Source organism: Peredibacter sp. HCB2-198, assembly GCF_045999315.1.
In the GTDB taxonomy this organism is placed as follows: domain Bacteria; phylum Bdellovibrionota; class Bacteriovoracia; order Bacteriovoracales; family Bacteriovoracaceae; genus Peredibacter.
Window position 1 is genome coordinate 456,571 of record NZ_CP174607.1, and the last position, 24,445, is coordinate 481,015.

Consider the following 24,445-nt stretch of genomic DNA (forward strand, 5'->3'; position numbering starts at 1 on the left):
TCGACCAAAGTAGGATTGAGCAAGGCCGATGCCATGAACACTTGTTTGGAACAAGAACTTAGATTGAAAATCAGGCCACTTTGGCACTACCCTTGATTAGAAGTTAGACAGTTTTCCGGTGCTGATACCAACGGGCCACATCCAGCGGTGTCCAACGTACCCATTTGTCCAAAGAGCCAAAATGTTCTGAGATTTTACCTCTTGGAATACTAAGAGCAATAAGAGCAGCACCAATAATAAGTGAATGAAGCTTGGCACCTAGATCCATTTCTCCTATGAAGAACGTAGAAATCACTAACCAGGCCCCAAAGATCACATTCAATAAACGAACGATGCGTGCCACTTCGGCAAATGCGATAACAGCGAATGTTGTAATAAGAGCACCGGAGATCCAAATATTATTCGCGGCACTTCCAGTAATGCCAAACACTCCTGGTGTGGCCATTAGCCAACAACCTAAGATGGTACTGGCGACCAGATTATAAGGAACTCCACCTTCATCCAGTTTAGGTCGGACAAATTCACCTTCAACTTCTTTATCTCCAAACCAGAAGGTTCTCCAGAAAGATCTTCCACTTCGAACACTTCTCCGCAAGAACTGTACAGAAGCACATACCTCATCCACCGAAGGTGGAACCATAATGAGCATCACAAATGAGGCCACTAAACAGATAGTACACCAGGCACCCACACCAATCGGCTGAAGCATCACAAGAGTAATACTAGTCACTCCGGTTGGAACAATGAAGAGACCGAATAAGATCACCATCCAAGGCATGGTTCGCCAACGATTTTTATCACCGATGGCAGCAGCGATCACGTCGAGAACATAAGACAAGGCACCAAGTCCTGCATCTGAAATTGGAAACGCTTTTGAAACATCTGAATGTAAAATCGTTTCAGTTCCATTGCCAAAGAACGGATCCCAGGCATTAGGAATATGTCCTAATTGAAAGGCCGCCAGATATCTTGCCAATAAGAATCCCGTAAATCCCAACATCATAATGGGAAGACGCTGCCTCCAAGAAGACGGATTGTATGTCCATCCAGGTGGCAACTCATTTGGTGCGCTTGGCTCTTTTGATGGAGTATACGCACTCGCAAGTAAGATGAGAGACGCAAGTAAAGTATCGGCCGAATAGGCCGCCGCTGATTGAGTCCAGAATATTAATGGGGAGAACATTAACCATGAGGCAAAGACTGTATTGATCCAGCGGACCCAGCGAAGAGTGGGAAACAAACTGAGAGTGGCAGTCACAGTAATTAAAATACCGCAAATAACTTCACTCCAGAATTCTCCTCGAGAAATATCACCAAAGGTAAATGGATTCGCAAAAAGCCAAATTCCTAAGAACACATTTAGAATCGCCATGGTCCGGTAAGAGGTCTCCTCATAGTCAGAAGTGATTAAACTTCTCAGAGCAGGAACCACCATTTTATGTTCTTTATACCAGCGTTCAGGATTTTCTTTTAGAGCACTAATAATTTTAGGAAGTGTATCGCGAAGCTTATGTTCTGGTGCCCAGTTGAGATTGGTCCTTACTTTCGTCATATCCAATTCATAGTGGTCGTCTGCAAATGGAATCATCCATGGTTTAATAAAAGGTTCCCGCATAAAAGGTGTACGACTTTGAACATAGGCCCCGGCCTTTGCCATGAAGGCAGGAATTCTAATCGTGGGCCAAGGGGTCTCATGTAAGAGAGAACCGATTTGCTCCTGAAGTTCTCTGTAAGTCATTATATCTTCTTCACCCAGCAAGAGAGTGAGTTCATTCGGGAGCTCTTTTCTTTTTTCTATTAATAATGTCATCGCCTTGATGAGATCATTCAGGTGAAGATAAGACTGACCGTGATTGGCGTTTCCGGGAAAAAGGGCGGAACTAATTTGTTTTTCATAGACTCGGGCGATATGGTGCCCTACTGGAATCGAATGCCCATAATCATCATAAACACCGGCCATACGAAGGTAAACGACTGGAGTGTCCCCTCTTACTTCCCGTATCGCTTTTTCTGCGGCCACCTTTGATTGAGGATAGGGCCATCCCGCGGCCACCTCTGATTCTTCAGAGATCTTCTCACATGGCTGAGTCGGAGCATGGACCAGCATCGTGCTTGAAAAGATAAACTGATCCAAATGAAAATGACGGCGAAGTGAGCTTAAAAAATTTTTTGTCCCATCAACTGTGATCTCCTGATATTTCGAACTCGGCTCACCTGAGAAACTATAATAGGCAACCAGATGAATCACAGAATTTAATTTTGTTCCAAACTCGTCACGAATTTCATCCAGGACGTTTTCGATGTTTTTTGATGAGGAAATATCTAATGATTTATAAGTTACGTTAGGAATTTTTTTATCGGGGACGCCTAAATCGAGACCAATGACGTGATATTTTTCCACAAGCCTGGCCGCAAGTGCCCGACCGATGTACCCACTACTACCCGTTATTAGAATGATTTCCTTGTCCATCATTTCACACCTCTCTCGTGCAGTAGCATAAAGTGCAATACATAGACCAAGAGAGGTGTAAAAAATGGATTAAATCACTTAATGACGGTTAGAAAGGTTTTTATCGGTCGTTCCAGTTTTATTAATGGCGATCCGCTTCGTTTTAGATTCAACCTCAGCGGTTTTATCTAATGAAATACGTAATACACCATCTTTATAAGTGGCCGATACAGTGTCTGGGTTCACGTCGGCTGCAAGAGGAATGGCACGATAGAAACTACCGTATGAGATTTCAGAGCGGTAAAAGCCCTTACCTTCTTTTTTGTTTTCATTCTTCTTTTCACCTTCAATCACCAGCATGTTGTCCTTAAGAGAGATGTTAATATCGTCCTCTTTCATACCGGGAAGTTCAGCTGATAGCTCATACTTCGATCCAGCATCACGCACTTCTAGTTTCGGCATAAAGCTGGATTGATCACTTGGGAAAATTTCTCTGGCAAAGCGATCAAAAAAATCATTCATTTCGTTTCGAAAAGATGCAAATGGGTTGAGACCTCTTTCAGTTCTTTCAGTCGGTAAATTTCGTGATGCCATATATTCACTCCTTTGAAAATTCAACAGCCCGATACTAACGATGAGATGATCTTTTCAGAAAGACGCAGCATCGTTTCTCCTCCAAAATTTAGAATTTATAAAATTTTATCTCCAAGATATTTTGAGTCTAATCACTCAACTTTGGAGGAACGATGAAGACCTTTATTTTGTTATTCATACTTTCATTACTTACTGCAACTCATGCCCTGGCCAAGCGAAACCACTTCTGTAGGGCACAAGAGTTTACATCCTGTCGTTTTGAGTATGCTTTAATTTGTCCGAATGGTTACATAGACGGATGCCTCACAGGAGAAACCACTAAGCATCAATGCGTCTTAAAGGCCGAAGGCCCGGCATGTGAATTTGAAATTGCCATTCTTTGTCCGGAAAACTTCAGAGATGGATGTGAGATCGGAGCAACTGATACTCATGAGTGTGTGCCTGTTCCAGGACCTAGCTGTTCAAGAAATACAAAATGGAACTGTCCATCAGGCTTTATTGATGCATGCAAGCTATAGGAATTCATAGAGTATAAAACTCAGATTGCCCTTTGTGGCAAATCTGCTATAGTTGGATAGTGCAAGTACTGAAGCTTCTCATTCTATTCAGCTTTCTCTTTAACATTCCATTTGCAAGTTTTCCTGAACTTGATGGTCCGCTATCGTCTGACCGTATGTCACGTGCTGAACGCACTGCTCATACTTTAATTGTCCTTGAACAACTAACGACGACGACTGTTAAACGAGTTGTAACAAAAAGTCCTGCTCCGCTCCCTGACAAATACTCTCTCGCACCTAAATCGTTTTTAGCAGAAATGCCTGAGACGTCCTTTATTATTCATAATGAGTCGCTGGCAAGAAGTCCTTCAAAGGCACGAGCTCCTCCCGTTTAAGTCACATTCCTCCGCAATACCCTTTATTGCTTTGTAGTGCTTTATCCGCACCAAGAATGACGATTTTAACTAAAGAGCTTAATATGAAGAACCAAAAATCTGTTTCTAATGACACAACTCAAAATAAACTTTCACTCAAATCACTCCTTATAGTTCTTTCTACTTTCATCATCATAGGCGTGTTAATCTGGGCTGAGATGAAATTTAACTAAAAAGGTCTTATGCATTTAGCCCCGCTCATTATTGATTTGGCCCTGATTCTTGGTATCGCCGGAATCATGAGCTTTATCTTTCAAAAGATCCGCCAACCGGTAGTGTTGGGTTACATCATAGCTGGTGTCATTGTGGGTCCTTATACTCCACCTGCTAAATTGGTTATTGATATCCCTAGTATTCAGACACTGGCCGAATTAGGTGTGATTTTTTTGATGTTTACTCTGGGACTTGAATTCAGCTTCAGGAAACTTTTGAGTGTGGGACTAACTGCGGCCTTAGGGGCCGGCTTCGAAGTGATCTTCTTCCTATTTGTAGGGTTTGGTCTTGGACAATGGTTAGGCTGGTCTTCGATGGACAGTCTTTTTCTGGGTGCCATGCTTTCGGTCTCATCCACTACAATTATTATCAAGGCCCTGGAAGAACTTAAATTAAAAAACCACAGATTCGCGAGTCTCATCTTCGGGATTTTGATCGTAGAAGACCTGATAGCGATTCTCCTTCTCGTTGGTCTTACTACGGTTGCAACGACTCAGACATTCTCGGTAATGGCCCTTTTTACTGCCGGTCTTAATCTTCTTCTCGTTGTTGGTAGCTGGTTCATCACAGGATATTTTATTGTTCCTCGCCTTGTTTCTTATATCGGCAAGTCAGGTAACAAGGAAATGCTCACGCTCGTTTCTATCGCCCTTTGCTTAGGACTAGTCGTACTGGCCTCGCACCTAGGTTACTCAACAGCGCTTGGCGCCTTCATCATGGGATCAATCCTGGCGGAAACAGATATTATTCATGAAATCGAAGATCTTATGGCCCCACTCAAAGACCTCTTCGGGGCGATCTTCTTTGTTTCAATTGGTATGCTCATTGATCCAAATATTATGTGGGAATACAAAGAGACCATTGCCCTTCTTTGTATCGTAACTATCTTAGGAAAGATTTTTTCTACTTCTTTCGGTGCCCTGATTTCAGGACAATCGTTTAAAAATTCCCTGCAAGTGGGAATGGGTCTTGCTCAAATTGGTGAGTTCTCCTTCATCATTGCTTCACTGGGAGTTGGACTCAACGCCATTAGTAACAAACTCTACCCTATTGGTGTTGCCGTATCGTTAGTTACAACGTTCACGACTCCTTACTTAATTAAGTACTCAGGAAAGATCGCCGACACTCTTGAAGATAAACTCCCTTGGAAACTCCGTAATAACCTAAATCGTTATATGGTTTGGAGCGAATACCGTAAAACAGGCGGAGTAAAGAACAAGGACATCTTTATGATCCTTGCTCGATGGGTGGTCAACGGGATTATTGTGACATTCATTTTTAATCTGGGTTTGACAACCATTGCTCCACTAATCGAGTCAAAGTGGTCTGCCGTCATTACTTGGTTTATTACTCTGGCGATTGCTTCTCCATTCATTTGGGGAATGATCTTCACGTCGAAGAAAAACTATCTCCGTATCCGTAAAGAGAAAAACTTCTTTAAGGCCATTATCGTTCTCTCTTTCCCTATTCTAACTGCGGTCTGGATCGGCTATCTAAGTACGAAATATTTTTCTCTAAGATACATTCTTCCAGTCACCATTTTACTTATCATAGTGGTGTATCTTTCACTTTATAGAAAGCTTGAGTCTTACTATAAATGGTTTGAACGGACTTTCCTTGAAACCTTCGAGGACAAGAAAACGGACACCAGCACGCACGTTCTTACGAACCTTGCCCCTTGGGACTCACACTTAGTGAATATCGAAGTTCATCCGAACGCGAATCTCGTTAACAAGTCACTCATGCAGGCACAACTTCGTAATAAGTACGGCATTAATATCGTGGCCATTCAACGAGGAATGGAAACTATCATTGCTCCTAAGCCCCAGGAGGTTCTCCTTCCTCGGGACACCTTGATTGTTTTAGGAACCGACGATCAACTAGATCAGGCCCGACCTGATCTAGAGATCCCGGTGAATATTGCAAACAGGTTCTCTTCAAGTACCAACTATCGCTTGAAGCATATGAAACTTTCTGCCAAGTCACCGGTGGTGGGACTTACGATCAGGCAATCTGGTATTCGTGAGAAATATCACGCCATGGTGGTGGGAATTGAAAGAGAGCATGCTCGAATTATTAACCCTGACACGGATTTTGAATTAAAGATCAACGACACTCTGTGGATCGTGGGTGAAAACTCAATGCTTGATATCTTAATCAATGACTTTAACTAGGTCGTCGCGAGTTCTTTTAAATGGACGGCGACCTTGTCCATAAGATCCATCATCGAGAACGGTTTTTGAATAAACCCTAAAACTCCTTCAGGATAAGGAGAAGAAAATGGGACATCACAAAGACCACTGCAAAAGATAAAATGAGGCGCCTCAGAATTGAACTCACGAACTTTTTTCAATAGTTCCAGGCCACCCATTTGAGGCATCACAAGATCACATATAACAAGATTAATTTTTTCACTGCTAAGGACATCGAGTGCTTCTTTAGCACTACCAGCAGTGTAGTGTTGATAACCGAAATGCCTGAAGTACATGCTCATGACTGAAATCAACTCGGGTTGATCATCTACAATAAGAATCACTGGACGATAGGTGTTTTCCATGTGGGCTTATAACAAGGAAAAAGAATCAGAGTCCAATGACTTTTTTTTAATTTTTCTTAAAAGTGCTTACCATTTGCAACCGTTCTTCTTCATGTATCCGAGGATTCTAAAGATCTCATCCACTGAGGCAACGGTGCTACCTGTTTGATATAGCTTCTTTTCTTCAGCACTTGGTTCCATAAAAAAGTTATAGCTGGCCTTATGTCCTTCTTTGGCCAGCTTTGCTAATCCATCAAATATGTTTTCCCAATCGGGCTTAGCAGAACGAGCGTTCTTCATTAAGTCATCATAGATAGATGATTGATCCTGGTTCTTGAATTCACATTTTACTGAACGCTTAACATTCTCTTGTTCATCAGAAATATATTGAATCTCAAAAACGTCTTTCACCGGATACACTTTTAGGACCTGATTCTCCAGCTTAAAACCAACCAGTCCCCAATCGAGCATAGGAAATTCATCAAGGATCTTTTTCGTCTTCGACTCGACGACAGCAAGATCTTCAGTCATGGTCAGGTCACCTTCTTTTTGCATGCCTGAGCCTTCAATTCGAATCCCTTTGATATTCGGAACTATCTGAATGCTTCCTTTGAAAAGCTCATCTTCAGTTTGCGCGACCTTCTCAGGTGTAGGGCCATTTTTTTTGGTCTCCTGGCAACCAATGCTCAGAAGTAGAATCAGCAAGAAGAAGTATTTCATAAATGTCTCCTTACTAAAATTATAGGAAATGGCCTGCCTTACCTCAAGATCTAATTATCGCAGTAAAAGTCCTTGGCCTTCTTGACCAGGTCTTTTAAGAACGGTCTCATCCGCACCCTAACTTCTTTACTCGTTGCCTCCAGGAGCTGGCTATGATCGTCTTTCATATAAATTAATTGCTGAGAACGAGCACACCAGCGGATACTTTCTGTATCGTTTACACTCATGGTGATATCTGGAATTCCATCTCGAAACATTAGGCTCAATAGACGAATATCTCTCTGGGCCTCATTTGCCTTCTGAGTAAGTTCTTTGTCCTCTCTGATTCGGGCCTTTTTCATGTCAAACAATTCAACCAGTTCATTTGATAATGAATCTGTCATTGTCGTGCTCTTTTGTTCTGCCATAAATCCTCCTGGAAAAAACTTTGAGGATTACTTTTTGCCACAGGGAATTTTTAGGTTCATGCTAGGAAAGATGTGCCGAAATGAATGACTCCAATCAATAGACACGCAAAGCGCTTCAAATTCTCCAATACTTCTAAAAAGTGCAGTGAGTATGGATTTAGTAATATGGGCCTCCACACTTTCATTCCAAACATAAAAAACTATTTTCACTACATCTGACCGCTCAGTCTTTTTTGATGCTTCCTTTTAGGCCATTAAGACTATTTCCCTAGTTTCAAATAGATAGAGACAGAAACCTGACTCAAATATAATAGTATAGGTTTTGCGGGTTTATTCCGATACGCCAAAGGTAAAGGTAGGAACCTTGATTAAATTTATCGTTGCACTTCTATTCATGTGCTCACTTTCGAGCTGGTCAATGACCAGCACCGGTCGGCATGCGTGGAAAGTGACTAACACTTATGGAAAGGTTCAACTCCTGACTGGTTATCAGGCATTCTACAATGAGCTCTCTCAAAAAGAGGCCTCCACTTATGAAGAATGGAAGCTACGTGAAACAACCATGTGGCAGTTTTTTATCAATGAAGCATGGGCGACTGAAGGTATGAACTGTATCTACGCAGGTTGGCCCTCAAAGCGTGTAAGCAATCTTTGTTCTTCTCCTGGACGTCAGAATCCTGATTACGATAATGGTTCTTGTTCATCCAATCAGATGCATTGTCAGCCCATGATGTTCGGTAAAGGACTTTGTGTTCCTACTGGAACTCCACAACAAAGAAGCCTTGCCTTTTCAAACTGTACAAAGAAATTCGCGGCCTCAAAAAGAACCATGGAAGACGTGGTCAATGAAGTTAAGGCCGATAATAAAGAGGCACAGCTTCTGGAGCTCATGGACTTTGCGGATAAAATTTGTACTGAAGGGAAACAGGCCTCAACTCCCATGTGTACGCGTTTAAAAGCGACGGTTGAGAAGCTTCGCCATTTCGACGTGAGGCCGAAAGTAGAGACGAAACCAGAAGAAACAAAACCAATTGTAGAAATGAAGAAGGAAGAGTCTAAACCCGAAGAGACAACTCCTGATATCGTGAAGACTGAACCTATCGTGGTTATTGATGGTGAAAAAGTCACTGATGAGCAAAAAAAGAAAGATCTCATTGAATCAGTCGAGCTTGTAAATAAAGGTATTGTCCAAGTCAAAGAAGAAGTCGCAGTCATTGACTGCCCTCCGGAAACGAATGGTAAACCCTTTGACCGAGAGGAACCCCGTCCAATCAATCTTGAATATACAACCACTCGTCCTGGTTCAAACCGCTCATGGGACATGACCTACAAGAAAGATATGAATGAGGCCGAGCTGCGTCCTACGGGCTTTGTGCTTACTAATGTGGGCCCAAATAAAATCGCCGGAACTCCTCTCGATCCAGAGGAAAAAGTGATGCGCGAATGGCGATTTGTAAGTGATGATAACTCCAAACAAGAATCTTATCTTTGGGTCACTGATGATGCAGGATCTGGAAAACTTTCTCAATTAATGGAATCAGTTGTTATGCTCATTCCAAGAAAAATGAAGCCAGACGTTTCCATGGTCAACGGTGATGTTCATGTGACTCTCGCCACCGGTGAGAAGGTCGTCTTCGATAAAGACACCAAGGAAGTAAAGGCCGGAGTCATCAAGGAAAGAGCTGTTGATTTAAACCCTGACCGCTTCAATCGAAAGCCAGCGCCTTTAGATTATAACGGTACCGGAATCAGTATTCGTGTTGATCGCCGGGGAGAAGACCCTCGTCTTATGAAAGGGAACGCTGTCATCACTCAAAATGGTAAAAAGTGCGAAGTTCCCGCTGGCCAGCTATGGAATGGGGACACCTCTTTCCGTTATAAAAATGATAATGACCTTCTGAACTACCTGAATCGTAAGTGCGGAAATAAATTCAACATCTAAATTTCAAGCTCTCTTCGATAAGATCTGAAAGCATTCAGTTGATCAATCAAATGCAAGATTATAGGAATGGCCTCGTCATTCACTCCAAACTCGTCTTTTAGCTCTACAATGAGTTTTATTCGCGCCACGTCTTCATCATCAAATATGATGTGCTCTCGATCAATGGGATGAAGCCACTCTTCTTCAATAAAATGCATGATGATTTCCTGAGAAGTTCCACACATGATACATACTTCTTCCATTCGACGTCTGAGCTTCATAATCACTTCCTTGGATCGTAAGCAAACTTCTCTGCCAGTGGTTTCATGGCCTCAATGAGTTCAGGTGAAGGATTTTTCGGAGCAACAACTTTTAGAGCAACCAAAAGGTTTCCTCGACTCTCCCCGGCCCCAGCGCCTTTTCCTTTCACTCTCATTTTCGTACCACTTGAACTTCCTGCCGGAACTTTGAGCATCACTGTTCCATCCAACGTTTTGACAGGAACCTCCCCACCCACGAGTGCCTCAAAAACACTAATCGAAACTTCAGTCTCAATATCTTTTCCGCTTCGTTTAAAACCTTCTTTCGGTTTGATTTTTATTTCGAGATATAAATCACCTGGAGGAGCATTTCCCATTCCTGCTCCACCTTGCCCCGAGAAACGAAGTTTTTTCCCTTCTTCTATCCCCGCCGGAATCTTCACTTGAAGTTTTTTTCCATTTGGTAGAGTGATGATTCTCTCCGCTCCTAAAGCGGCCTCTTCAAACTCAACCTCAATTTGGAAGAGCTGATCTTCTCCCGGAAAACCTCCCGCCCGAGCTCTTTGTCCACGCTTTCCTCGAGATCCAAAGAGGGCCTCAAAAAGATCTTCATCACCCATGTCATCCTGGAATGAATAAGTGTAACGTCCACCATCCGCTCCTTCTTGAGTGTTATAATAAAACGGACCACGTCTTTGTTTAAAGGCCTCTTCATATCTTGCTTGTTCATGCTCTTGCGTTTCACCTCGATCAAATTTGGCGCGAGCATCGGCAGTTCCGATTAAATCAAACGCATGTGAGGCATCTTTAAATTTCTTTTCAGCTTCTTTATTCCCCGGATTTAAATCAGGATGATGTTTTTTCGCGAGAGCACGATAGGCCTTTTTAATTTCATCTTGAGTGGCAGTTTTAGAGACACCCAACGCTGCATATGGATCAAACATGGGACTTCCTCCATCTGCATTTTCCAGCTGCTCAGAGAGTAATGACACGACCTAGATTGTCACAAATTAATAATTTTAAACCTCTGGGAGCAGTTCCCCTATCAAAGAATAAGGACTATACTCGAGTCATGTATTCTATTCTCCTACTTGTCATCTCTGTTTTTGGTGGATTTCTTGGTGCTCTACTCGGACTTGGAGGCGGTGTTATTGTGGTATCTGCTCTGACACTTTTCTTCGGAGTTGATATTCGTTATGCCATTGCTGCCAGTCTTATTTCCATCATCGCAACTTCATCCGGTGCCGCTGCAAGTTTCTTAAAAGATCACCTGACGAATCTTCGTCTGGCCGTTCTTCTTGAAGTAGGGACTGTTTTTGGCGCCATCGCCGGATTTTTTATTTCCTCTTATATTCAATCCAAGTGGCTCTTCTTCCTCTTCGGTGGCTTCTTACTCTTCTCTGCGTTCTCCATGCTAAAAAAGAAAGGGGATTCGCGTGCTGAAGTCAATCACCCTTGGTCTGAAAAATTAAATCTTGGTGGAAGATTTAATAATGAAGTTGGTGAACTGGTTCATTACCATGTGGCCAATGTTCCTCTCGGTTTGTTTGTCATGTTCTTCGCAGGGATTTTTTCTGCTCTCCTAGGAATTGGTAGTGGAATTTTTAAAGTGATGGCGATGGACGGTGCCATGAAAGTACCTATGAAGATTTCATCGGCCACTTCCAACTTCATGATTGGTGTGACCGCCACGGCCAGTGCCGGTGCCTATCTCATGAAAGGTGACATTCGTCCGGAAATTGCATGCCCAGTTTCTCTTGGGATTATCATCGGCTCATTTGTTGGTGCGAGAGTCATGCCGAGAATGCCGGCAGACAGAATCCGAAAAATCTTTGTGGTTGTTTTGGTTGTGATCTCAATCCAAATGGTGATGAAAGGATTTAAAGCATGAACGAGATTGAATCATTAGAACTTAAAATTTCAAAGTTTCTTCGTGCTGGAGTTTTAGTTGCCGCCGCCTTTATGTTCACCGGATGGATGATGCAGTTTAAACTTACCGCCAATCCATTTTTTAGTTTCTCGACTTATGACCAGATTCCTTTTCTGGATATGATTCAACACCATATCATGCGCAGAAACTATGGAGCGTTGGTCTCTTACTTTGGTCTTATTGTATTGATTAGTCTTCCGCTTATTCGCGTACTCTTAACGGGATTCCTATTTCTGAAACAAAAAGAATACATCCTGGCGGGAATCGCTTTCTTAGTACTGTTTGGACTGATTATTAGTTTTGTTTTTGGATTTGAACACTAAAGTCCAATCATCATTCGCCTGTTCTTTGGCCACCCTCCTTATAAAGTGTGGAAAATCTGACCCGGTCCCATGTAGGGGCAATTTTTGATAAACTGATAAGGACAGGAGGAAAGCATGAGGCTTTCAGGACTTCTTTGTTTAATCATTTTAGCTGGTTGCGCTCAAAAACCGGTCAAGGCCCCTGCCCCACCCGCGCCTTCTCCCTACACTTCCGCCTCAATGGCAAAAGGCAAAATCACGGCCACGGCCGAAAAGACCATTACTGACCAGGACATTTGTATTGTTATTACTCTCCATTCAAAAGGTACCCGATCAGAAGTGGTCCAGCCTTATAACTGGATGGCAGCAGTAGTGGATCAAAAATCTCAGTATCATCTCCTCACACTTACTCAGCGTGAACCGGCATCTGTTCCTCAAAGAAAGAAAAAAGTCTGGAGTCACACACTTCGGACCTGTGCATCTCGCGCGCGCATGCAGGATGTGAAAAAATTAGTTTTGACTCCTAAGGAGCTCCCATTTAAAAATGAGGAAGAACTTCAACTAATTTGGAACTAATGGAAGAGCGCGCATCTACTCACTCAATACCACTAGGTTATTTACTTTGGATTTTCGGTTTTACTGGATCTCATCGTTTCTATTACGGTAAGACCTGGACCGGAATTTTATACTACTGTACATTCGGACTGCTGGGAGTCGGTTGGATAATTGATTTCTTTCTCATTCCTGGCATGGAACGCGAATCGAATCGCAGATTTGTTCCTGGTCGCTATAACTATAGCGTGGCCTGGTTGCTCCTCACCTTTTTAGGGATCTTCGGTGTTCACCGTTTTTATCTTGGAAAATGGATCTCAGGAATCATCTGGTTATGTACCGGCGGACTTTTAGGAGTTGGCTGGTTGTATGACTTTATGAATATGAATGAGATTGTTAATGAACAAAATTTACTGATATAAAAAAGGGCCCTTTCGGGCCCTTCTTATTTTAAGCGTTTTTCTCTTTCTTACGATTGCTCCAGATAGACAGGAGTACCGAACCAAGAAGTACTGTGAAGATCACGGCCATCGTCACCGCCACTGGCATATGGAACCAGTGAATGATGAGCATTTTCACACCAATAAACATAAGAATCAGTGCAAGACCATATTTCAGATAATGGAACATATCTGCAAAGCCCTTTAGAGCAAAATACAGAGAACGAAGTCCCAGGATCGCAAACACGTTAGACGTAAACACCAGGAACGGATCGTTAGTAATACCGATGATCGCAGGAATTGAATCAATCGCAAACACTAGATCTGAGAACTCCACGAAGATCAACGTAATGAACAGCGGAGTAATCATCCAAGCACCGTTTAGTTTCACGAAGAACTTATCATCGTGGAAGTGTGGTGTTGTCGGGAAAATCTTCTTTGTCCAGTTAATCACCCAGCTCTTCTCAAGATCATGCTCTTCTGCTTGTGGCATAAGCATCTTCACTCCAGAGTAAAGTAGGAACGCACCGAAGATGTAGATCACCCATTCGAACTTGGTAAGGATCGCAATACCGGCCCAGATGAAGAAGGCACGCATAATGAGAGCACCCAAGATTCCGTAAAAGAGAACCTTATGTTGGTATTGATTTGGAATTTTGAAAAATCCAAAGATCAACAGGAACACAAAGAGGTTGTCCACGGACAGGGACTTTTCTATGACGTAACCGGTGAGGAACAACATGAAATCTTCCTGGCCACGCCAGTAAAGAATGACGACCGCAAAGGCCAGAGCAAGGGCAATCCAAACACCTGACCAGATGATGGACTCTTTAAAACCAACAGTGTGGGACTTCTTGTGGAAGACCCCGAGATCCAGGAGAAGCACGAGTAGAATAAAGATAACAAATCCTACCCAGACAGCGAGAGACGTTTCATGATACATAATTTTTCCTCAAACGATTTGTTACTCTTCTATTCTATTAGGCCATCAAAACAATTGACATGAAAATGTGCTGCAGCATCAATTTCTAAGCGTAGCGGACAACATACAACAGCTTGCTTTCAGCGCAAATTCACTTATTATGAAGGTGTTATTAACCTTGGATTAAGAATGAGTGCCCGTCTTGTCAGTGCCTTAGAGGAAGTTCGCGATTTGCCCCAGATAACTTTGGGCAAAATCGTTGAGCACGTAGAAGGCGAAGCACTATTGATCCTTTGTTTAGTGGCAATCCTTCCCTTCATGCAACCCATTCCTATTCCCGGTCTATCTAGTGTTTTAGGACTGATAGTCCTTCTTCAAGGCATTGGACTTACTTTCTGGAGCAGGCCCCTTTTGACCAAGAAGTTGAAAGAAGTGAACATTACTCACGAAAAATTCGAAATGATCTATAAAGCGGCGGTGAAATTCAGTAACTTCACTTCTAAGATTTCTGCTTACAAGCACCCCATTACGAATACTCGCATAAGCCACATCATCTGTGGTCTTTCGATTACACTTTCGGCCGCGTTTCTTTCGCTGCCATTACCGATTCCATTCTCGAATCTTATTCCGGCATTGAGCATCTTTATGATCTGTGTGGGACTTTTAGAGGAAGATATTATTCTGATTCTGATCGGCCACGGCATCACCATCACTGTTATTTGGATGGCGATGCTTTCGTATGCCTTAATTAAAGAACAAATTCAAAACTGGCTTTAGTGAGCGTCGTCTAGTGAGCAACCAGTGTTGCCACTAAGAGAGATTGTCTCTTCTTTGATTTCGATGGGCTTTTTGGCCTTATCATCACAATCTTCCTCTTTCTTTTGAGACTTAGCTGTTTCTTTTTTAGCTGCTTCAATTTCTTTTTGAACCGGTGCCGCTCTCTTAGTGGCCGATGGGGCAGCATAAACAGCCGATGAAGCGACTAGAGCGAGAACGATAAAAAATTTCATGATTACTCCTTACTATAATTTACGGCCTTGATGCTCATAAAGGCCCGGTACCAGGTACGCGGAAGCATTCCAAGGATACGTACAATCGTTGCGAAGAAAAATGGAAATGCATAGACCATTTTCTTTTTCTCAATGGCATGTGCGATTTTTTGGGCCGCCTTTGGTGCCGACATGATGAAAGGCATTTTGTGGTTATTTGATTGAGTCAGTGGAGTGTCCACAAACCCCGGGCAAATCGACGTCACATGAATATTAAATTGGCGAAGGTCGATGTGCAGAGATTCGCAGTACTTCTGAACTGCGGCCTTAGTAGCGCTGTAAGCGGATACACCTGGAAGACCGTTGTAACCGGCGATTGACGAGATCGCCACCAGTTGCCCCTTGCTTCTAGGAACCATGACGTCCAGAGCGGCCTCAAAGGCATACATAACACCCAGAAAATTCACATGGACCATTTTATAGCTCCACTCAAAATCCGGGATTTTGGTCTTAAATTTGTAACCAATACCGGCGTTGGCGATCAGAAGATCAAGGCCAATGGTCTTAGAAAAGTCGGCAATGGCGGCCTTTAATTCAGCTCGATTGGCGACATCCACCTGATAGAAGGAAATCTGGTCCTTTTCAGTCTGAAAGTTATCATCGAATTTTGTTTTATCCCGACCGCAAACCCCTACTTTCCAGCCCTTTTTGGCGTAAAGTTTGGCGAGTTCCATGCCCATTCCGGTCGTTCCACCGGTGATGAAAACAGCTTTCATTTAAATTCCTTTTTAAGTCTCAAAATTCTAGCACGATTTGGGATTCCCAACCACGTTGCCGCACCTCAAAAAAAGATTTTTTGAGGATTTATCCTTGACGAGAACACGCCGGGTCTTTATATTTGTTGAACATTCTGGGGGAGTAGTTAAGTTGGTTATAACGTCTGCCTGTCACGCAGAAGGCCGCGGGTTCGAGTCCCGTCTCTCCCGCCATCTTTATTTCAGAATTAAATCAAAGGTCATCGAAAGATGACCTTTTTTTTTGCCTACTTTCTCCAGCGAAAGTGAAACTTAAGATTTACACCCTCGATCATTATCTCTACCGATTTCGAAGTACTAGATACAATGTCCATTTATGGATTATTGGCATAGTCGTAGTAATCACTTATGAGACCGCGATAGGTTTTAAGTTTAACTGTTCCTGATTCAGGAAATTTCTGTTTTGTATCACATACACTTGTTGTCCCTGAACTGTTTGATAACAAATAGCATTTACGAGATGGCTTATTCCGGTTTTCAAAATAAGACGAGACAATCCTAAATTCTTCAACTTCAAATTTTTGATCTACAATTAGTTTTTCATAATGCCCGATTGCACCGACAACTAAAGGGAAGCCAAACATTATTGGAAAAAATATCTTATTTAATACTGGGGCCAACGTTGGAAAGTAAATTGGGGTTTTGACTGCAATAAAATTATAATCATTTCGGTAATTAGGATTTCTTAATAAGAACAAATTGATTGTGAAGAAAATAAGATAGGTAAAAATCAAAACAGAAAAAACTCCTGAATGAAAACGAACTGCAAGTAAAAGCCAATCAGAGCTAGTCGCAAAAAATGCAATTACCAGTCCAAATATTACGAGCGTGATCCAATATCTTGTCCAATAACCATGGGGTACTCTGACCATAATTATAGATTGAACTAAATCAAAAATTTTACAAGTTAATTTCCATACATTCTCTCAAACGAAAGCCTGTCCCAATAGCCTCTTTGAAATTTGATCTTTCCGTTGATGATATTAAAGAACCCACATCCGCGTAGCCCCTTAGGATCTTTCCACTCGAGAATCGCCCAATCTCCGTCGGAGAAAATGTTTTCTACAATACAAACCATCTCGGCCGAACCGAACTCTCTTAAAAACATCTGACGAATATTCTCTTTCCCCTCGATTGGAGAAAGGGCCACTTGATGATTGATGGCATCTTCATGATAAAGTTCAGCAATGGCATTAGCATCTGCCTTATTAAAGAGTTCAATCCATTTTAAAAGCACTTCTTTTGGAGTCTGCATTATCCACCTCGTCGCTTCTTTACATCAGAAGTCACAACTGTTTTATTTATCCTATGAAAAATGCCATCGCCTTCCTCAAAAAACTTAAAAAAAATAACACCACTGAATGGATGCACGCTCATAAAGACGAGTATCAAACGGCCAAAAAGGAATTTGATTTTCTCGTTCAAGAGCTCATTACACGCATAAGCTCTTGGGACTCCCGTCTCCCCTTCATGGAACCAAAGAATTGCACCTTCAGAATCAACCGCGATATCCGCTTTAGTGATGATAAGACCCCTTACAAAACTCATATGGGCGCCTTCTTCTCTTACGGAGGAAAAAAGAGCGACCTTCCTGGATACTACATTCACATTGCCCCCAATGAAGTTTTTGTGGCCGGTGGCGTATGGATGCCTGAGGCCCCAAGTCTTCTCAAGGTAAGACGACATATTATGAATGCGGGTGACGAACTTGAGGCCGTTCTAAAAAACAGCACTTTTAAGAAGACCTTCGGTTCATTAGGTATGGACAGTGCACTTGTTCGTCCACCAAAAGGCTTCTCCGCTGATGCTCCTCATATCGAATTCATTAAGCTTAAAAGCTTTGTGGTAATGAAGAAGCTAGATGTGAGCGATGTAATGAAACCTGGATTTGGAAAGCTCGTGGATAAGAATTTTAAATTGATGAAGCCACTGAATGATTTCTTATATGAAGGACTTATATAGGGGCCCTGTGCGGCCCACATTCTAAGACTCATCTAAGTATTTTTTGAAACCCAGAAAAGCTATTAAGGCCAGTGCTGTCGTTCCTAGGACTGCATACATATTACCTGTTAAATTTCCCGCTGTAGCAATTCCAAAAGCGGCAAACGCAGAATAAGTTCCAATCGTCGCGGAACCACCATCTGCTGCTAAATTCATAGCTGCTACTTTTGTCTTTGTTACTTTAATCGACATACGTACCTCCATGGGAAGTCCTAAGAGTAAATCCAAATCGAGGATTTATTTCTAAAGAAATAACAATGAAAGGTAATTCAACAGGATACAGATTTTTATTTAGATAACCATATCTTTCATAAGTAGTGATAAGTTAAAAATAGCCACCGAAAGATGGCTCTTATTGGGCCAGATATCCACCATCTACCGGAATATAGTCACCTGTTAAAAAACTCGAATCATTCGAAGCAAGCCACAAGAAGGCCTTTGCCACTTCTTCAGAATGCCCTAAACGTTTCATGGTATGACGACCTTCCAAAGCATGAATCTTTTCTTCATCCATATCTTTAAGAAGTGGAGTTTCAATATAACCTGGGCCAATGGCATTCACTCGAATGTTCTTTGTTCCATACTCAATCGCTGCCGTTTTAGTTAGACCAACAACTCCGTGCTTAGCGGCCACATATGCCGCTGCCCCGGCCTCGGCCACCTGTCCTAAAATTGAAGACACATTGATGATCTTTCCGCCGGTCTTTTGTTTCAGCATTTGTTCAACTTCATACTTCATGCAGTAAAAAACACCGCTCAAATTGATACTTATGACCCGCTCCCACTGCTCCAGGCTTTTTTCATGGATCATCCCTTGATCACCTATACCGGCATTATTAAGGGCGATATCTAAGGACCCAAATTGCTTAACGGTCTCTGCGATCGCATTCTTCACTTCTTCGGCCTTCGATACATCACATCTGACGAAGGAAGCTTTCACCCCTAGACTCTTAATTTCTCTTAAGACTTCTGGATTTTCTTTCAAGTCAGCAAGCATAACGTTGGCACCTTCCCTGGCAACGGAAAGCGCACTGGCCTTTCCAATCCCTGAGTTCCCGCCTGTAATAAATGCTACTTGGTTCTCGAAGTTTTTCATCTTAGACCTCCGGTTTTCCCCATTATCCACCTTCAAAGGAAGAAAGACTTCTCGCAGTTCAAAACAACTTAAGAATTCTTTAGGTAGTTTTAAAAATTATACACACCTACTTTCATCAAAAAAAAAGCTATAATCATTTTCATGACTCCCAGAGATTTAGAACTACGAAACTTACTTCGTATGGAAGTAACCTATAAAAGTACGCAAAGTTCGGCGGCATTTGCTGTCTGGTCAGTCTTTATTTTCTTCTATAGTTTCGGTTGTACTCGGTATGACATGATCATTAAACTTTCAATGGTCCTGGTCTTTGTAGTTTCTCTTCTGCGCTTTATGCTCGCGAAGAAGATCCATAAAAAAGGTCATGTTAGTCATAAACACTGGCGCTTCATGATCTTTTACGTCTGGTTGAATGCCATCGGCTGGTCGATTGCGTTTAATTCTGCCACATATGAATTGAAACTGACTGGGACTCATTTTATTGCGGCCACAACCATGCTCGCTGGTTTTGTGGCCGCCTCTCTCGTAAGTCTGGCCTATGATGCCATTCTCTTTTTGCCTTTCCAGTCCCTTCTCCTCGTTCCTCAGCTGGGAGTAATCCTGGCGCTTTATTATGGGCCGGAAAAAGTGAATGCTCTTCCCCTGATACCAATTTACTTCATGTACTTCCTGTATCAGTTGCGACAATTCAAGGACTATAACCGCTACATCAAACAGCGACTCAATTATCAATTGGATCTCGAGCATTCCAACCAAGAACTTCAGCGAAGTCAGGATGCTCTCATCTCTCAGACGACTAAACTTGTTCACACCTCTCGTTTAGCAGCACTTGGGGAAATGTCCGCAGGTATCGCTCACGAAGTAAATAATCCTTTGGCGATTATTTCCGGGAGTATTCAACAAATTGAGAAACTCGTAAGTCGAGGGAAATTTGATTCTGAAACAATTTTAAAACTCTCAGCTAAATCCCAGGCCTCAATTGATCGGGTAACAAAAATTATTAAGGGTTTAAGGCACTTCTCTCAACAGTCGGATTCTCTTCCCAGGGTCGTGACCCCTGTTCAAGACATTATTCAGGACACCACCAGCTTTTGCAGTGAAATGTTAAGGGCCAGATATATCAAACTTATTATTGACCCTATTCCGGACGTAGAAGTTAAATGTCATCCCATTCAAATCTCTCAGGTGCTCATTAATCTCATAAAAAATGCGGAAGATGCTCTCGATGCCGAAAAGAACTCTGCGGAAAGATGGGTCAGGCTTTCATTTAAAGAAGAAAAAGACATTATCTTCATCAAAGTGAGCAACGGCGGTGCCGTTCTTCCCAAGGCGGTTGAATCAAAGCTCTTTCAGCCATTCTTTACAACCAAAGCAGTGGGAAAAGGAACAGGTCTGGGACTCAGTATTTCACATGGATTGATGCGAGAGCATGGAGGAGATTTAGTCTTCGACTCCCTGGCAGAAAATACGACGTTTGTTCTTCAATTACCCTGCTCTAGTGACTGAGAAATCTTGGTTTTATATTCTTCACTAACACAACCCCCGAAGGCATTTTCATCGAGAAGTAATTTTCTTTGTTCAAGGGCCTTCCCGGCATCTCCTCTTTTTTCATAACATTGGGCCACATCTAATAGCTGATCAACTGCAAAGCTCAGATCAGGACAAGCTTTACGACCTAAATCTGAAGTGGTGTGAAGTCGCTCAAAACATTTTTCATATAAAGTGGCGGCTCCAATGAATTCAGTGCCCGCCGGCATACAGGCCAAGGTTGGAATCGTCATTCCCCCCACCACGAAATAGATAAGATCATATCCATAGGCGGCGCTGGTTAAGGCAATACTGGCAGTTGCACTTGAGGACGTAAGTCCATATTCACTAACTTTCTTGATTTTGAAATTTGGTAAACTTAGAACTGCTTGTTCGCACTGACCCTTAGTCAGCAAAGATCTGAACTTTGCTTCAGATTTATGAGCACAAGAACATGCCAGAAACAGAACAACAAAAACGTTTAACAATCTAAACATATGGGAAGATTGTACCTTTTTTATTTTTGTCTGATATCTATTTCTTCCACTGTTCCGGGCTTCCTATGTAAAACTGGCAATTCCACATAAAATGTACTGCCTTTACCAGCTTCGCTTTCGACCCAGATTTTTCCATCCTGGGCCTCAATTATCTTTTTACTTATATAAAGCCCTAATCCCAGACTTTTAACCTCACTGGGGTCCGAGGCTCGTTCAAAGGGATCAAAGATTTTGTCCCTTTTTTCCTCAGTGATCCCCGGCCCTTGATCTTTTACGTAAATCAAAACCTTACTATCTATCAGATCAAGACCCACTTCAAAAGGTCGTCCACTCGCATACCGGATAACATTCGTAAAAAGGTTCATCAGAACTTGTTCAATTCGAAGCTTGTCCCAAGTTCCGAGTATCTCTTTAACGTTTGCCTTTAATTGGGGAACTCCACAATGGGCCAAAAGAAACTGCTCGCGCATTTTATCCAACAGGTCCCTTACAAGGCCTATCATTTCAAATTCGCTCCACTCAATCATTAACTTGCCAGTCCTGATTCTCGAAACGTCCAACATCTCTTCAACCAAACGAGTAAGTTTCGAGATCTGATCATCTACGTGATTAATAAACTTCTCAACGTTTTCTTTTGTGAGAGCGCCGGCCTCGTCCTTGCTTAGGTTCCGTCGAAATATCTGTGACTTCATTGCCAGGACAGACAGAGGATTTTTTAGTTCATGAGACGTGATTGATACAAACTCATCACGGTTCTTGAGCGCGCTCTGGAGCTCTTTTTGATTTTCAATTAGACTTCGTCTGAAATTGATCCGTTCGGTGATATCACGTAAAAAAGCATAGAAACATGTTTGTTGAGAATCAGCTAAGTATGTGACAGATAATTCAATTGGTATTTCCATTCCGTCTTTACGTAAGGCGGTCAACTCAAGCCTATTGTTTATCACCGGTCCCTGTTTTGTTATAAGAAACTGTTTGAGTCCCTTTTCATGGGCCTCGCGATATCTATGGGGGATTATGGTTTCAGACATTTTTTGGTTAATGACCTCTTCCCGTTTCCATCCAAATATTATTTCTGCTTGATGATTCCATTCTATGATCAGGCCATCAGTATTCATGGCGACAACGGCATCTAGGGCATTTTCAAGGACACTCGACATCTGGGAAGATCGCTTTTCCATCTTCCCATGTTAGTCATATAACTAGTTATTTGTAACTTCCCCTCTCATCATAAAGAGCACGGCCGACTTCAAATCTGATTCAGAACAGTTAATGCAGCGACCTTTTTTTGGCATTGCATTTTTTCCTTTCACTGCGCTCTTTACCAAAGTCTCTAAATTTTTATTATTCTGAAGTCTTTCACCCCAATCTATGCGATCTCCAAATTTTGGTGAAGACACCATGATGTTTGAGGCCGCGTGGCAGGCCATACAATATTGTTTGTAGACCTTTTGTCCCTTGATAAAAGCATCTACCGGTTGGGATTCAATGAGCTGATTGATGTCGTTGGCCCCCGCTGGGGCCAACGTTAAAAACATAATGAAGACATCGAAGAGTTTCATATTAGTCCTGATATCCGCCAAAATAGTTTACTGGTGACCATTCAGGAATCGCTCGAAGTACTTTCGGGCCATAAGATTTGTAATCACCTGAACCATGAACAATCTTACCTTCATTCACAGTCAAGACAGATTGGATGCTCTTGATTCTTTCTTCCGGAATTTGAAAATAATCTTCAGAAAGAACCGCAAAGTCCGCCACTTCCCCAGGGGTAATATCACCTTTAACCATTTCTTCTCTAGAGAACCAAGCGGCTCCCTTGGTCATAAGATAGAGGGCCTTTTCACGTGGAAGGCCTTCCATGTGCTTAAGCCCGCCAACGGTTTTGCCACTTACTATCCAATACATTGAGACCCAAGGATTGAAAGATGAAACACGAGTCGCATCTGTACCAGAACCGAGAGGAATGCCTAGATCAAGAATCGCCTTAATGGGAGGAGCGTTTTTTGCCTTCTCTGCTCCGTAACGATTAATAAAGTCCTCACCTTGGAAGGCCATACGGTTTTGAATAGAAATACCACCACCCAGGGCCTTAATACGTTTTAGATTTTTTAGCGAAATTGTTTCAGCATGATCAATAATAAATCTTTCAGGAAAAGGTCCACCTTCTTTCTTCAGATCCTCAACAACATTCAAGACTCTAGTAATGGATTCGTCATAGGTCGCATGAATTCGGAACATCCAATGATTAGCGAAGAGAAGTTTTAAAATTGGTCTAAGCTCGCTCTCCATATTGGCAGGAAGATCAGGACGGGCCTCAAGGAAGTTTTCGAAATCGGCCGCCGCATTCGTCAAGTTCTCACCACCGCCAACTAAGTGGTAAGGCACAATATGAGAAAGTTCATGCTTACTCGCCGGAGAAATCATCTTTGTCCAACGTTCAAAGTCTTGAAGTTCTTTTCCTGGAGTTGGGGCAAAGAGGAAGAATGGAAGCTGAACAGAAAGCGCCTTCTCATCATAAAGCTCTTTGGCAATTCTATGATCTTCCGGGAAGTAGAATCCACCGCCGCCAGCATCAATGGCCGTTGTGAGACCAAAGCGACTCAACTCTCTAAAAAAGAGGACTGTGGAGTTTCTTTCTTCTTCACGGGATTTAAGTTTTGGAGCAGCAACAAGGGTCTTATAGAGAACAAAAGCATTGGGTTTTGCCAAAAGAAGTCCGGTAGGTTCACCTTTCTTATCTAGTTCAACCTCTCCTCCAGGAAACTTTGTGTTCTTGTCGTATCCCAGAGTTTGAAGACCAACTTTATTTAAAAAGCCCCTTGAATAGAGATACATTACATAAAGTGGTTTATCTCCAGCAGCTTCATTCAATTCGGCCAGTGTCGGCATACGCTTCTCTTCGAATTGATAAGGTGACCATCCACCAACAACACGCACCCATTCACCTTTAGGAGTACGCTTGGCCTGTTCACGAATCATCTGAAGACCTTGCTTCAATGACTTTACGCCGTCCCAACGAAGCTCAAGATTGTAATTCAGGCCCGCTCTGATTGGGTGCGTGTGGGTGTCGATGAGTCCGGGAACAACTGTTTTTCCTTTCGCATCGATGATCTTAGTATTCTGTCCTTGAAGCTTTAACACTTCGACATTGGTACCAACTCTATAAAAACGGCCGTCCTTTACAGCGAGGGCCTCATTGAATCCATATTTATGTGAGAACACTTTCGCATTCTTTATGATGATATCTGCTTGTTTTCGATCGTGATCTTGATGAGTGCAAGCACCGACAGTAAGAAGTCCAATTGTTAATCCAAATAATAGCTTTCTCATATCATGTTCCTGG

General features: G+C 42.4%; 29 protein-coding genes and 1 tRNA gene. 12 read left to right on the forward strand and 18 right to left on the reverse strand.

Features of this window, described 5'->3' with window-relative positions; translation table 11 throughout:
- Positions 1–103: 103 nt before the first annotated feature.
- Both ACJVC5_RS02365 and ACJVC5_RS02370 read right to left on the reverse strand, forming a co-directional pair.
- Positions 104–2,473, reverse strand: a complete 2,370-nt coding sequence (locus tag ACJVC5_RS02365) for an SPW repeat domain-containing protein (protein ID WP_408097778.1) — start codon at positions 2,471–2,473, stop codon at positions 104–106.
- A 75-nt stretch (positions 2,474–2,548) separates the two neighbouring features.
- Positions 2,549–3,043 carry an Hsp20/alpha crystallin family protein gene (locus tag ACJVC5_RS02370; protein ID WP_408097779.1) on the reverse strand — a complete coding sequence of 165 codons (495 nt, stop codon included), beginning with the start codon at positions 3,041–3,043 and terminating at the stop codon, positions 2,549–2,551.
- Between the two features lie 152 nt (positions 3,044–3,195).
- Between ACJVC5_RS02370 and ACJVC5_RS02375 the strand changes: the two genes are divergently transcribed.
- The 3 genes from ACJVC5_RS02375 (at position 3,196) to ACJVC5_RS02385 (ending at position 6,361) form a co-directional block, all read left to right on the forward strand.
- On the forward strand, positions 3,196–3,561 hold the full coding sequence (locus ACJVC5_RS02375; protein ID WP_408097780.1) for a hypothetical protein: 366 nt from the start codon (positions 3,196–3,198) through the stop codon (positions 3,559–3,561).
- Between the two features lie 59 nt (positions 3,562–3,620).
- Complete coding sequence (locus tag ACJVC5_RS02380) at positions 3,621–3,935, forward strand: hypothetical protein (RefSeq protein WP_408097781.1); 315 nt, start codon at positions 3,621–3,623, stop codon at positions 3,933–3,935.
- 221 nt (positions 3,936–4,156) lie between these two features.
- Positions 4,157–6,361: a cation:proton antiporter gene (locus ACJVC5_RS02385; RefSeq protein ID WP_408097782.1), complete on the forward strand. Its 2,205-nt coding sequence runs from the start codon at positions 4,157–4,159 to the stop codon at positions 6,359–6,361.
- Here ACJVC5_RS02385 and ACJVC5_RS02390 read toward each other — a convergent pair.
- The 3 genes from ACJVC5_RS02390 to ACJVC5_RS02400 form a co-directional block, all read right to left on the reverse strand.
- Positions 6,358–6,744 carry a response regulator gene (locus tag ACJVC5_RS02390; protein WP_408097783.1) on the reverse strand — a complete coding sequence of 129 codons (387 nt, stop codon included), beginning with the start codon at positions 6,742–6,744 and terminating at the stop codon, positions 6,358–6,360. The two genes, ACJVC5_RS02385 and ACJVC5_RS02390, sit on opposite strands and share 4 nt — an antisense overlap.
- A gap of 66 nt (positions 6,745–6,810) precedes the next feature.
- Complete coding sequence (locus tag ACJVC5_RS02395) at positions 6,811–7,443, reverse strand: hypothetical protein (protein WP_408097784.1); 633 nt, start codon at positions 7,441–7,443, stop codon at positions 6,811–6,813.
- 50 nt (positions 7,444–7,493) lie between these two features.
- On the reverse strand, positions 7,494–7,850 hold the full coding sequence (locus tag ACJVC5_RS02400) for a hypothetical protein (protein WP_408097785.1): 357 nt from the start codon (positions 7,848–7,850) through the stop codon (positions 7,494–7,496).
- A gap of 364 nt (positions 7,851–8,214) precedes the next feature.
- Between ACJVC5_RS02400 and ACJVC5_RS02405 the strand changes: the two genes are divergently transcribed.
- Positions 8,215–9,792: a hypothetical protein gene (locus tag ACJVC5_RS02405; protein ID WP_408097786.1), complete on the forward strand. Its 1,578-nt coding sequence runs from the start codon at positions 8,215–8,217 to the stop codon at positions 9,790–9,792.
- On the opposite strand, the gene ACJVC5_RS02410 is transcribed toward ACJVC5_RS02405, so the two are convergent.
- Positions 9,789–10,052: a chaperone modulator CbpM gene (locus ACJVC5_RS02410; RefSeq protein ID WP_408097787.1), complete on the reverse strand. Its 264-nt coding sequence runs from the start codon at positions 10,050–10,052 to the stop codon at positions 9,789–9,791. The genes ACJVC5_RS02405 and ACJVC5_RS02410 overlap by 4 nt on opposite strands.
- A gap of 2 nt (positions 10,053–10,054) precedes the next feature.
- Positions 10,055–11,023 carry a DnaJ C-terminal domain-containing protein gene (locus tag ACJVC5_RS02415; protein ID WP_408097788.1) on the reverse strand — a complete coding sequence of 323 codons (969 nt, stop codon included), beginning with the start codon at positions 11,021–11,023 and terminating at the stop codon, positions 10,055–10,057.
- Between the two features lie 80 nt (positions 11,024–11,103).
- On the opposite strand from ACJVC5_RS02415, the gene ACJVC5_RS02420 reads away from it, so the two are divergent.
- The 4 genes from ACJVC5_RS02420 (at position 11,104) to ACJVC5_RS02435 (ending at position 13,237) form a co-directional block, all read left to right on the forward strand.
- Positions 11,104–11,922, forward strand: coding sequence for a sulfite exporter TauE/SafE family protein (locus ACJVC5_RS02420; RefSeq protein ID WP_408097789.1), 819 nt, complete (start codon positions 11,104–11,106; stop codon positions 11,920–11,922).
- Positions 11,919–12,284: a DUF1634 domain-containing protein gene (locus ACJVC5_RS02425; RefSeq protein WP_408097790.1), complete on the forward strand. Its 366-nt coding sequence runs from the start codon at positions 11,919–11,921 to the stop codon at positions 12,282–12,284. Before ACJVC5_RS02420 ends, ACJVC5_RS02425 begins: the two co-directional genes overlap by 4 nt.
- 114 nt (positions 12,285–12,398) lie before the next feature.
- Positions 12,399–12,839 (forward strand): hypothetical protein, encoded by a 441-nt coding sequence (locus tag ACJVC5_RS02430; RefSeq protein WP_408097791.1) that lies wholly within the window; start codon positions 12,399–12,401, stop codon positions 12,837–12,839.
- A complete protein-coding gene (locus tag ACJVC5_RS02435; protein ID WP_408099218.1) occupies positions 12,839–13,237 on the forward strand; it encodes an NINE protein in 399 nt (132 codons plus the stop codon). Before ACJVC5_RS02430 ends, ACJVC5_RS02435 begins: the two co-directional genes overlap by 1 nt.
- 28 nt (positions 13,238–13,265) lie before the next feature.
- On the opposite strand, the gene ACJVC5_RS02440 is transcribed toward ACJVC5_RS02435, so the two are convergent.
- On the reverse strand, positions 13,266–14,198 hold the full coding sequence (locus ACJVC5_RS02440; RefSeq protein WP_408097792.1) for a TerC family protein: 933 nt from the start codon (positions 14,196–14,198) through the stop codon (positions 13,266–13,268).
- 168 nt (positions 14,199–14,366) lie between these two features.
- Here ACJVC5_RS02440 and ACJVC5_RS02445 point away from each other — a divergent pair, with 168 nt between their 5' ends.
- Complete coding sequence (locus tag ACJVC5_RS02445) at positions 14,367–14,954, forward strand: exopolysaccharide biosynthesis protein (RefSeq protein ID WP_408097793.1); 588 nt, start codon at positions 14,367–14,369, stop codon at positions 14,952–14,954.
- Here the strand turns inward: ACJVC5_RS02445 and ACJVC5_RS02450 are convergent.
- A complete protein-coding gene (locus ACJVC5_RS02450; RefSeq protein WP_408097794.1) occupies positions 14,951–15,187 on the reverse strand; it encodes a hypothetical protein in 237 nt (78 codons plus the stop codon). The genes ACJVC5_RS02445 and ACJVC5_RS02450 overlap by 4 nt on opposite strands.
- A gap of 2 nt (positions 15,188–15,189) precedes the next feature.
- Positions 15,190–15,942 carry an SDR family NAD(P)-dependent oxidoreductase gene (locus tag ACJVC5_RS02455; RefSeq protein ID WP_408097795.1) on the reverse strand — a complete coding sequence of 251 codons (753 nt, stop codon included), beginning with the start codon at positions 15,940–15,942 and terminating at the stop codon, positions 15,190–15,192.
- 136 nt (positions 15,943–16,078) lie between these two features.
- On the opposite strand from ACJVC5_RS02455, the gene ACJVC5_RS02460 reads away from it, so the two are divergent.
- A tRNA-Asp gene (locus ACJVC5_RS02460) sits at positions 16,079–16,155 on the forward strand.
- A gap of 140 nt (positions 16,156–16,295) precedes the next feature.
- Here ACJVC5_RS02460 and ACJVC5_RS02465 read toward each other — a convergent pair.
- Positions 16,296–16,853 carry a hypothetical protein gene (locus ACJVC5_RS02465; protein WP_408097796.1) on the reverse strand — a complete coding sequence of 186 codons (558 nt, stop codon included), beginning with the start codon at positions 16,851–16,853 and terminating at the stop codon, positions 16,296–16,298.
- Between the two features lie 35 nt (positions 16,854–16,888).
- Positions 16,889–17,236, reverse strand: a complete 348-nt coding sequence (locus ACJVC5_RS02470; protein WP_408097797.1) for a nuclear transport factor 2 family protein — start codon at positions 17,234–17,236, stop codon at positions 16,889–16,891.
- 53 nt (positions 17,237–17,289) lie between these two features.
- Here ACJVC5_RS02470 and ACJVC5_RS02475 point away from each other — a divergent pair, with 53 nt between their 5' ends.
- Complete coding sequence (locus ACJVC5_RS02475) at positions 17,290–17,943, forward strand: DUF2461 domain-containing protein (RefSeq protein ID WP_408097798.1); 654 nt, start codon at positions 17,290–17,292, stop codon at positions 17,941–17,943.
- A gap of 21 nt (positions 17,944–17,964) precedes the next feature.
- Here the strand turns inward: ACJVC5_RS02475 and ACJVC5_RS02480 are convergent, their stop codons facing one another.
- Both ACJVC5_RS02480 and ACJVC5_RS02485 read right to left on the reverse strand, forming a co-directional pair.
- A complete protein-coding gene (locus tag ACJVC5_RS02480; protein WP_408097799.1) occupies positions 17,965–18,174 on the reverse strand; it encodes a hypothetical protein in 210 nt (69 codons plus the stop codon).
- A gap of 160 nt (positions 18,175–18,334) precedes the next feature.
- Positions 18,335–19,078 (reverse strand): SDR family NAD(P)-dependent oxidoreductase, encoded by a 744-nt coding sequence (locus ACJVC5_RS02485; RefSeq protein WP_408097800.1) that lies wholly within the window; start codon positions 19,076–19,078, stop codon positions 18,335–18,337.
- 141 nt (positions 19,079–19,219) lie between these two features.
- Here ACJVC5_RS02485 and ACJVC5_RS02490 point away from each other — a divergent pair, with 141 nt between their 5' ends.
- Positions 19,220–20,581 carry a sensor histidine kinase gene (locus ACJVC5_RS02490; protein ID WP_408097801.1) on the forward strand — a complete coding sequence of 454 codons (1,362 nt, stop codon included), beginning with the start codon at positions 19,220–19,222 and terminating at the stop codon, positions 20,579–20,581.
- Here ACJVC5_RS02490 and ACJVC5_RS02495 read toward each other — a convergent pair.
- Genes ACJVC5_RS02495 through ACJVC5_RS02510 form a run of 4 tightly spaced genes read right to left on the reverse strand, consistent with a single transcriptional unit; the run spans position 20,557 to position 24,432 of the window.
- The gene (locus tag ACJVC5_RS02495) at positions 20,557–21,099 is read right to left on the reverse strand and encodes a hypothetical protein (RefSeq protein ID WP_408097802.1); all 543 of its coding nucleotides are present in this window, start codon (positions 21,097–21,099) and stop codon (positions 20,557–20,559) included. The genes ACJVC5_RS02490 and ACJVC5_RS02495 overlap by 25 nt on opposite strands.
- Positions 21,100–21,119: 20 nt before the next feature.
- Positions 21,120–22,280, reverse strand: a complete 1,161-nt coding sequence (locus tag ACJVC5_RS02500) for a PAS domain-containing sensor histidine kinase (protein ID WP_408097803.1) — start codon at positions 22,278–22,280, stop codon at positions 21,120–21,122.
- A 21-nt stretch (positions 22,281–22,301) separates the two neighbouring features.
- Positions 22,302–22,661, reverse strand: coding sequence for a c-type cytochrome (locus ACJVC5_RS02505; protein ID WP_408097804.1), 360 nt, complete (start codon positions 22,659–22,661; stop codon positions 22,302–22,304).
- A 1-nt stretch (position 22,662) separates the two neighbouring features.
- Positions 22,663–24,432, reverse strand: a complete 1,770-nt coding sequence (locus ACJVC5_RS02510; protein ID WP_408097805.1) for an amidohydrolase — start codon at positions 24,430–24,432, stop codon at positions 22,663–22,665.
- Positions 24,433–24,445 lie beyond the last annotated feature (13 nt).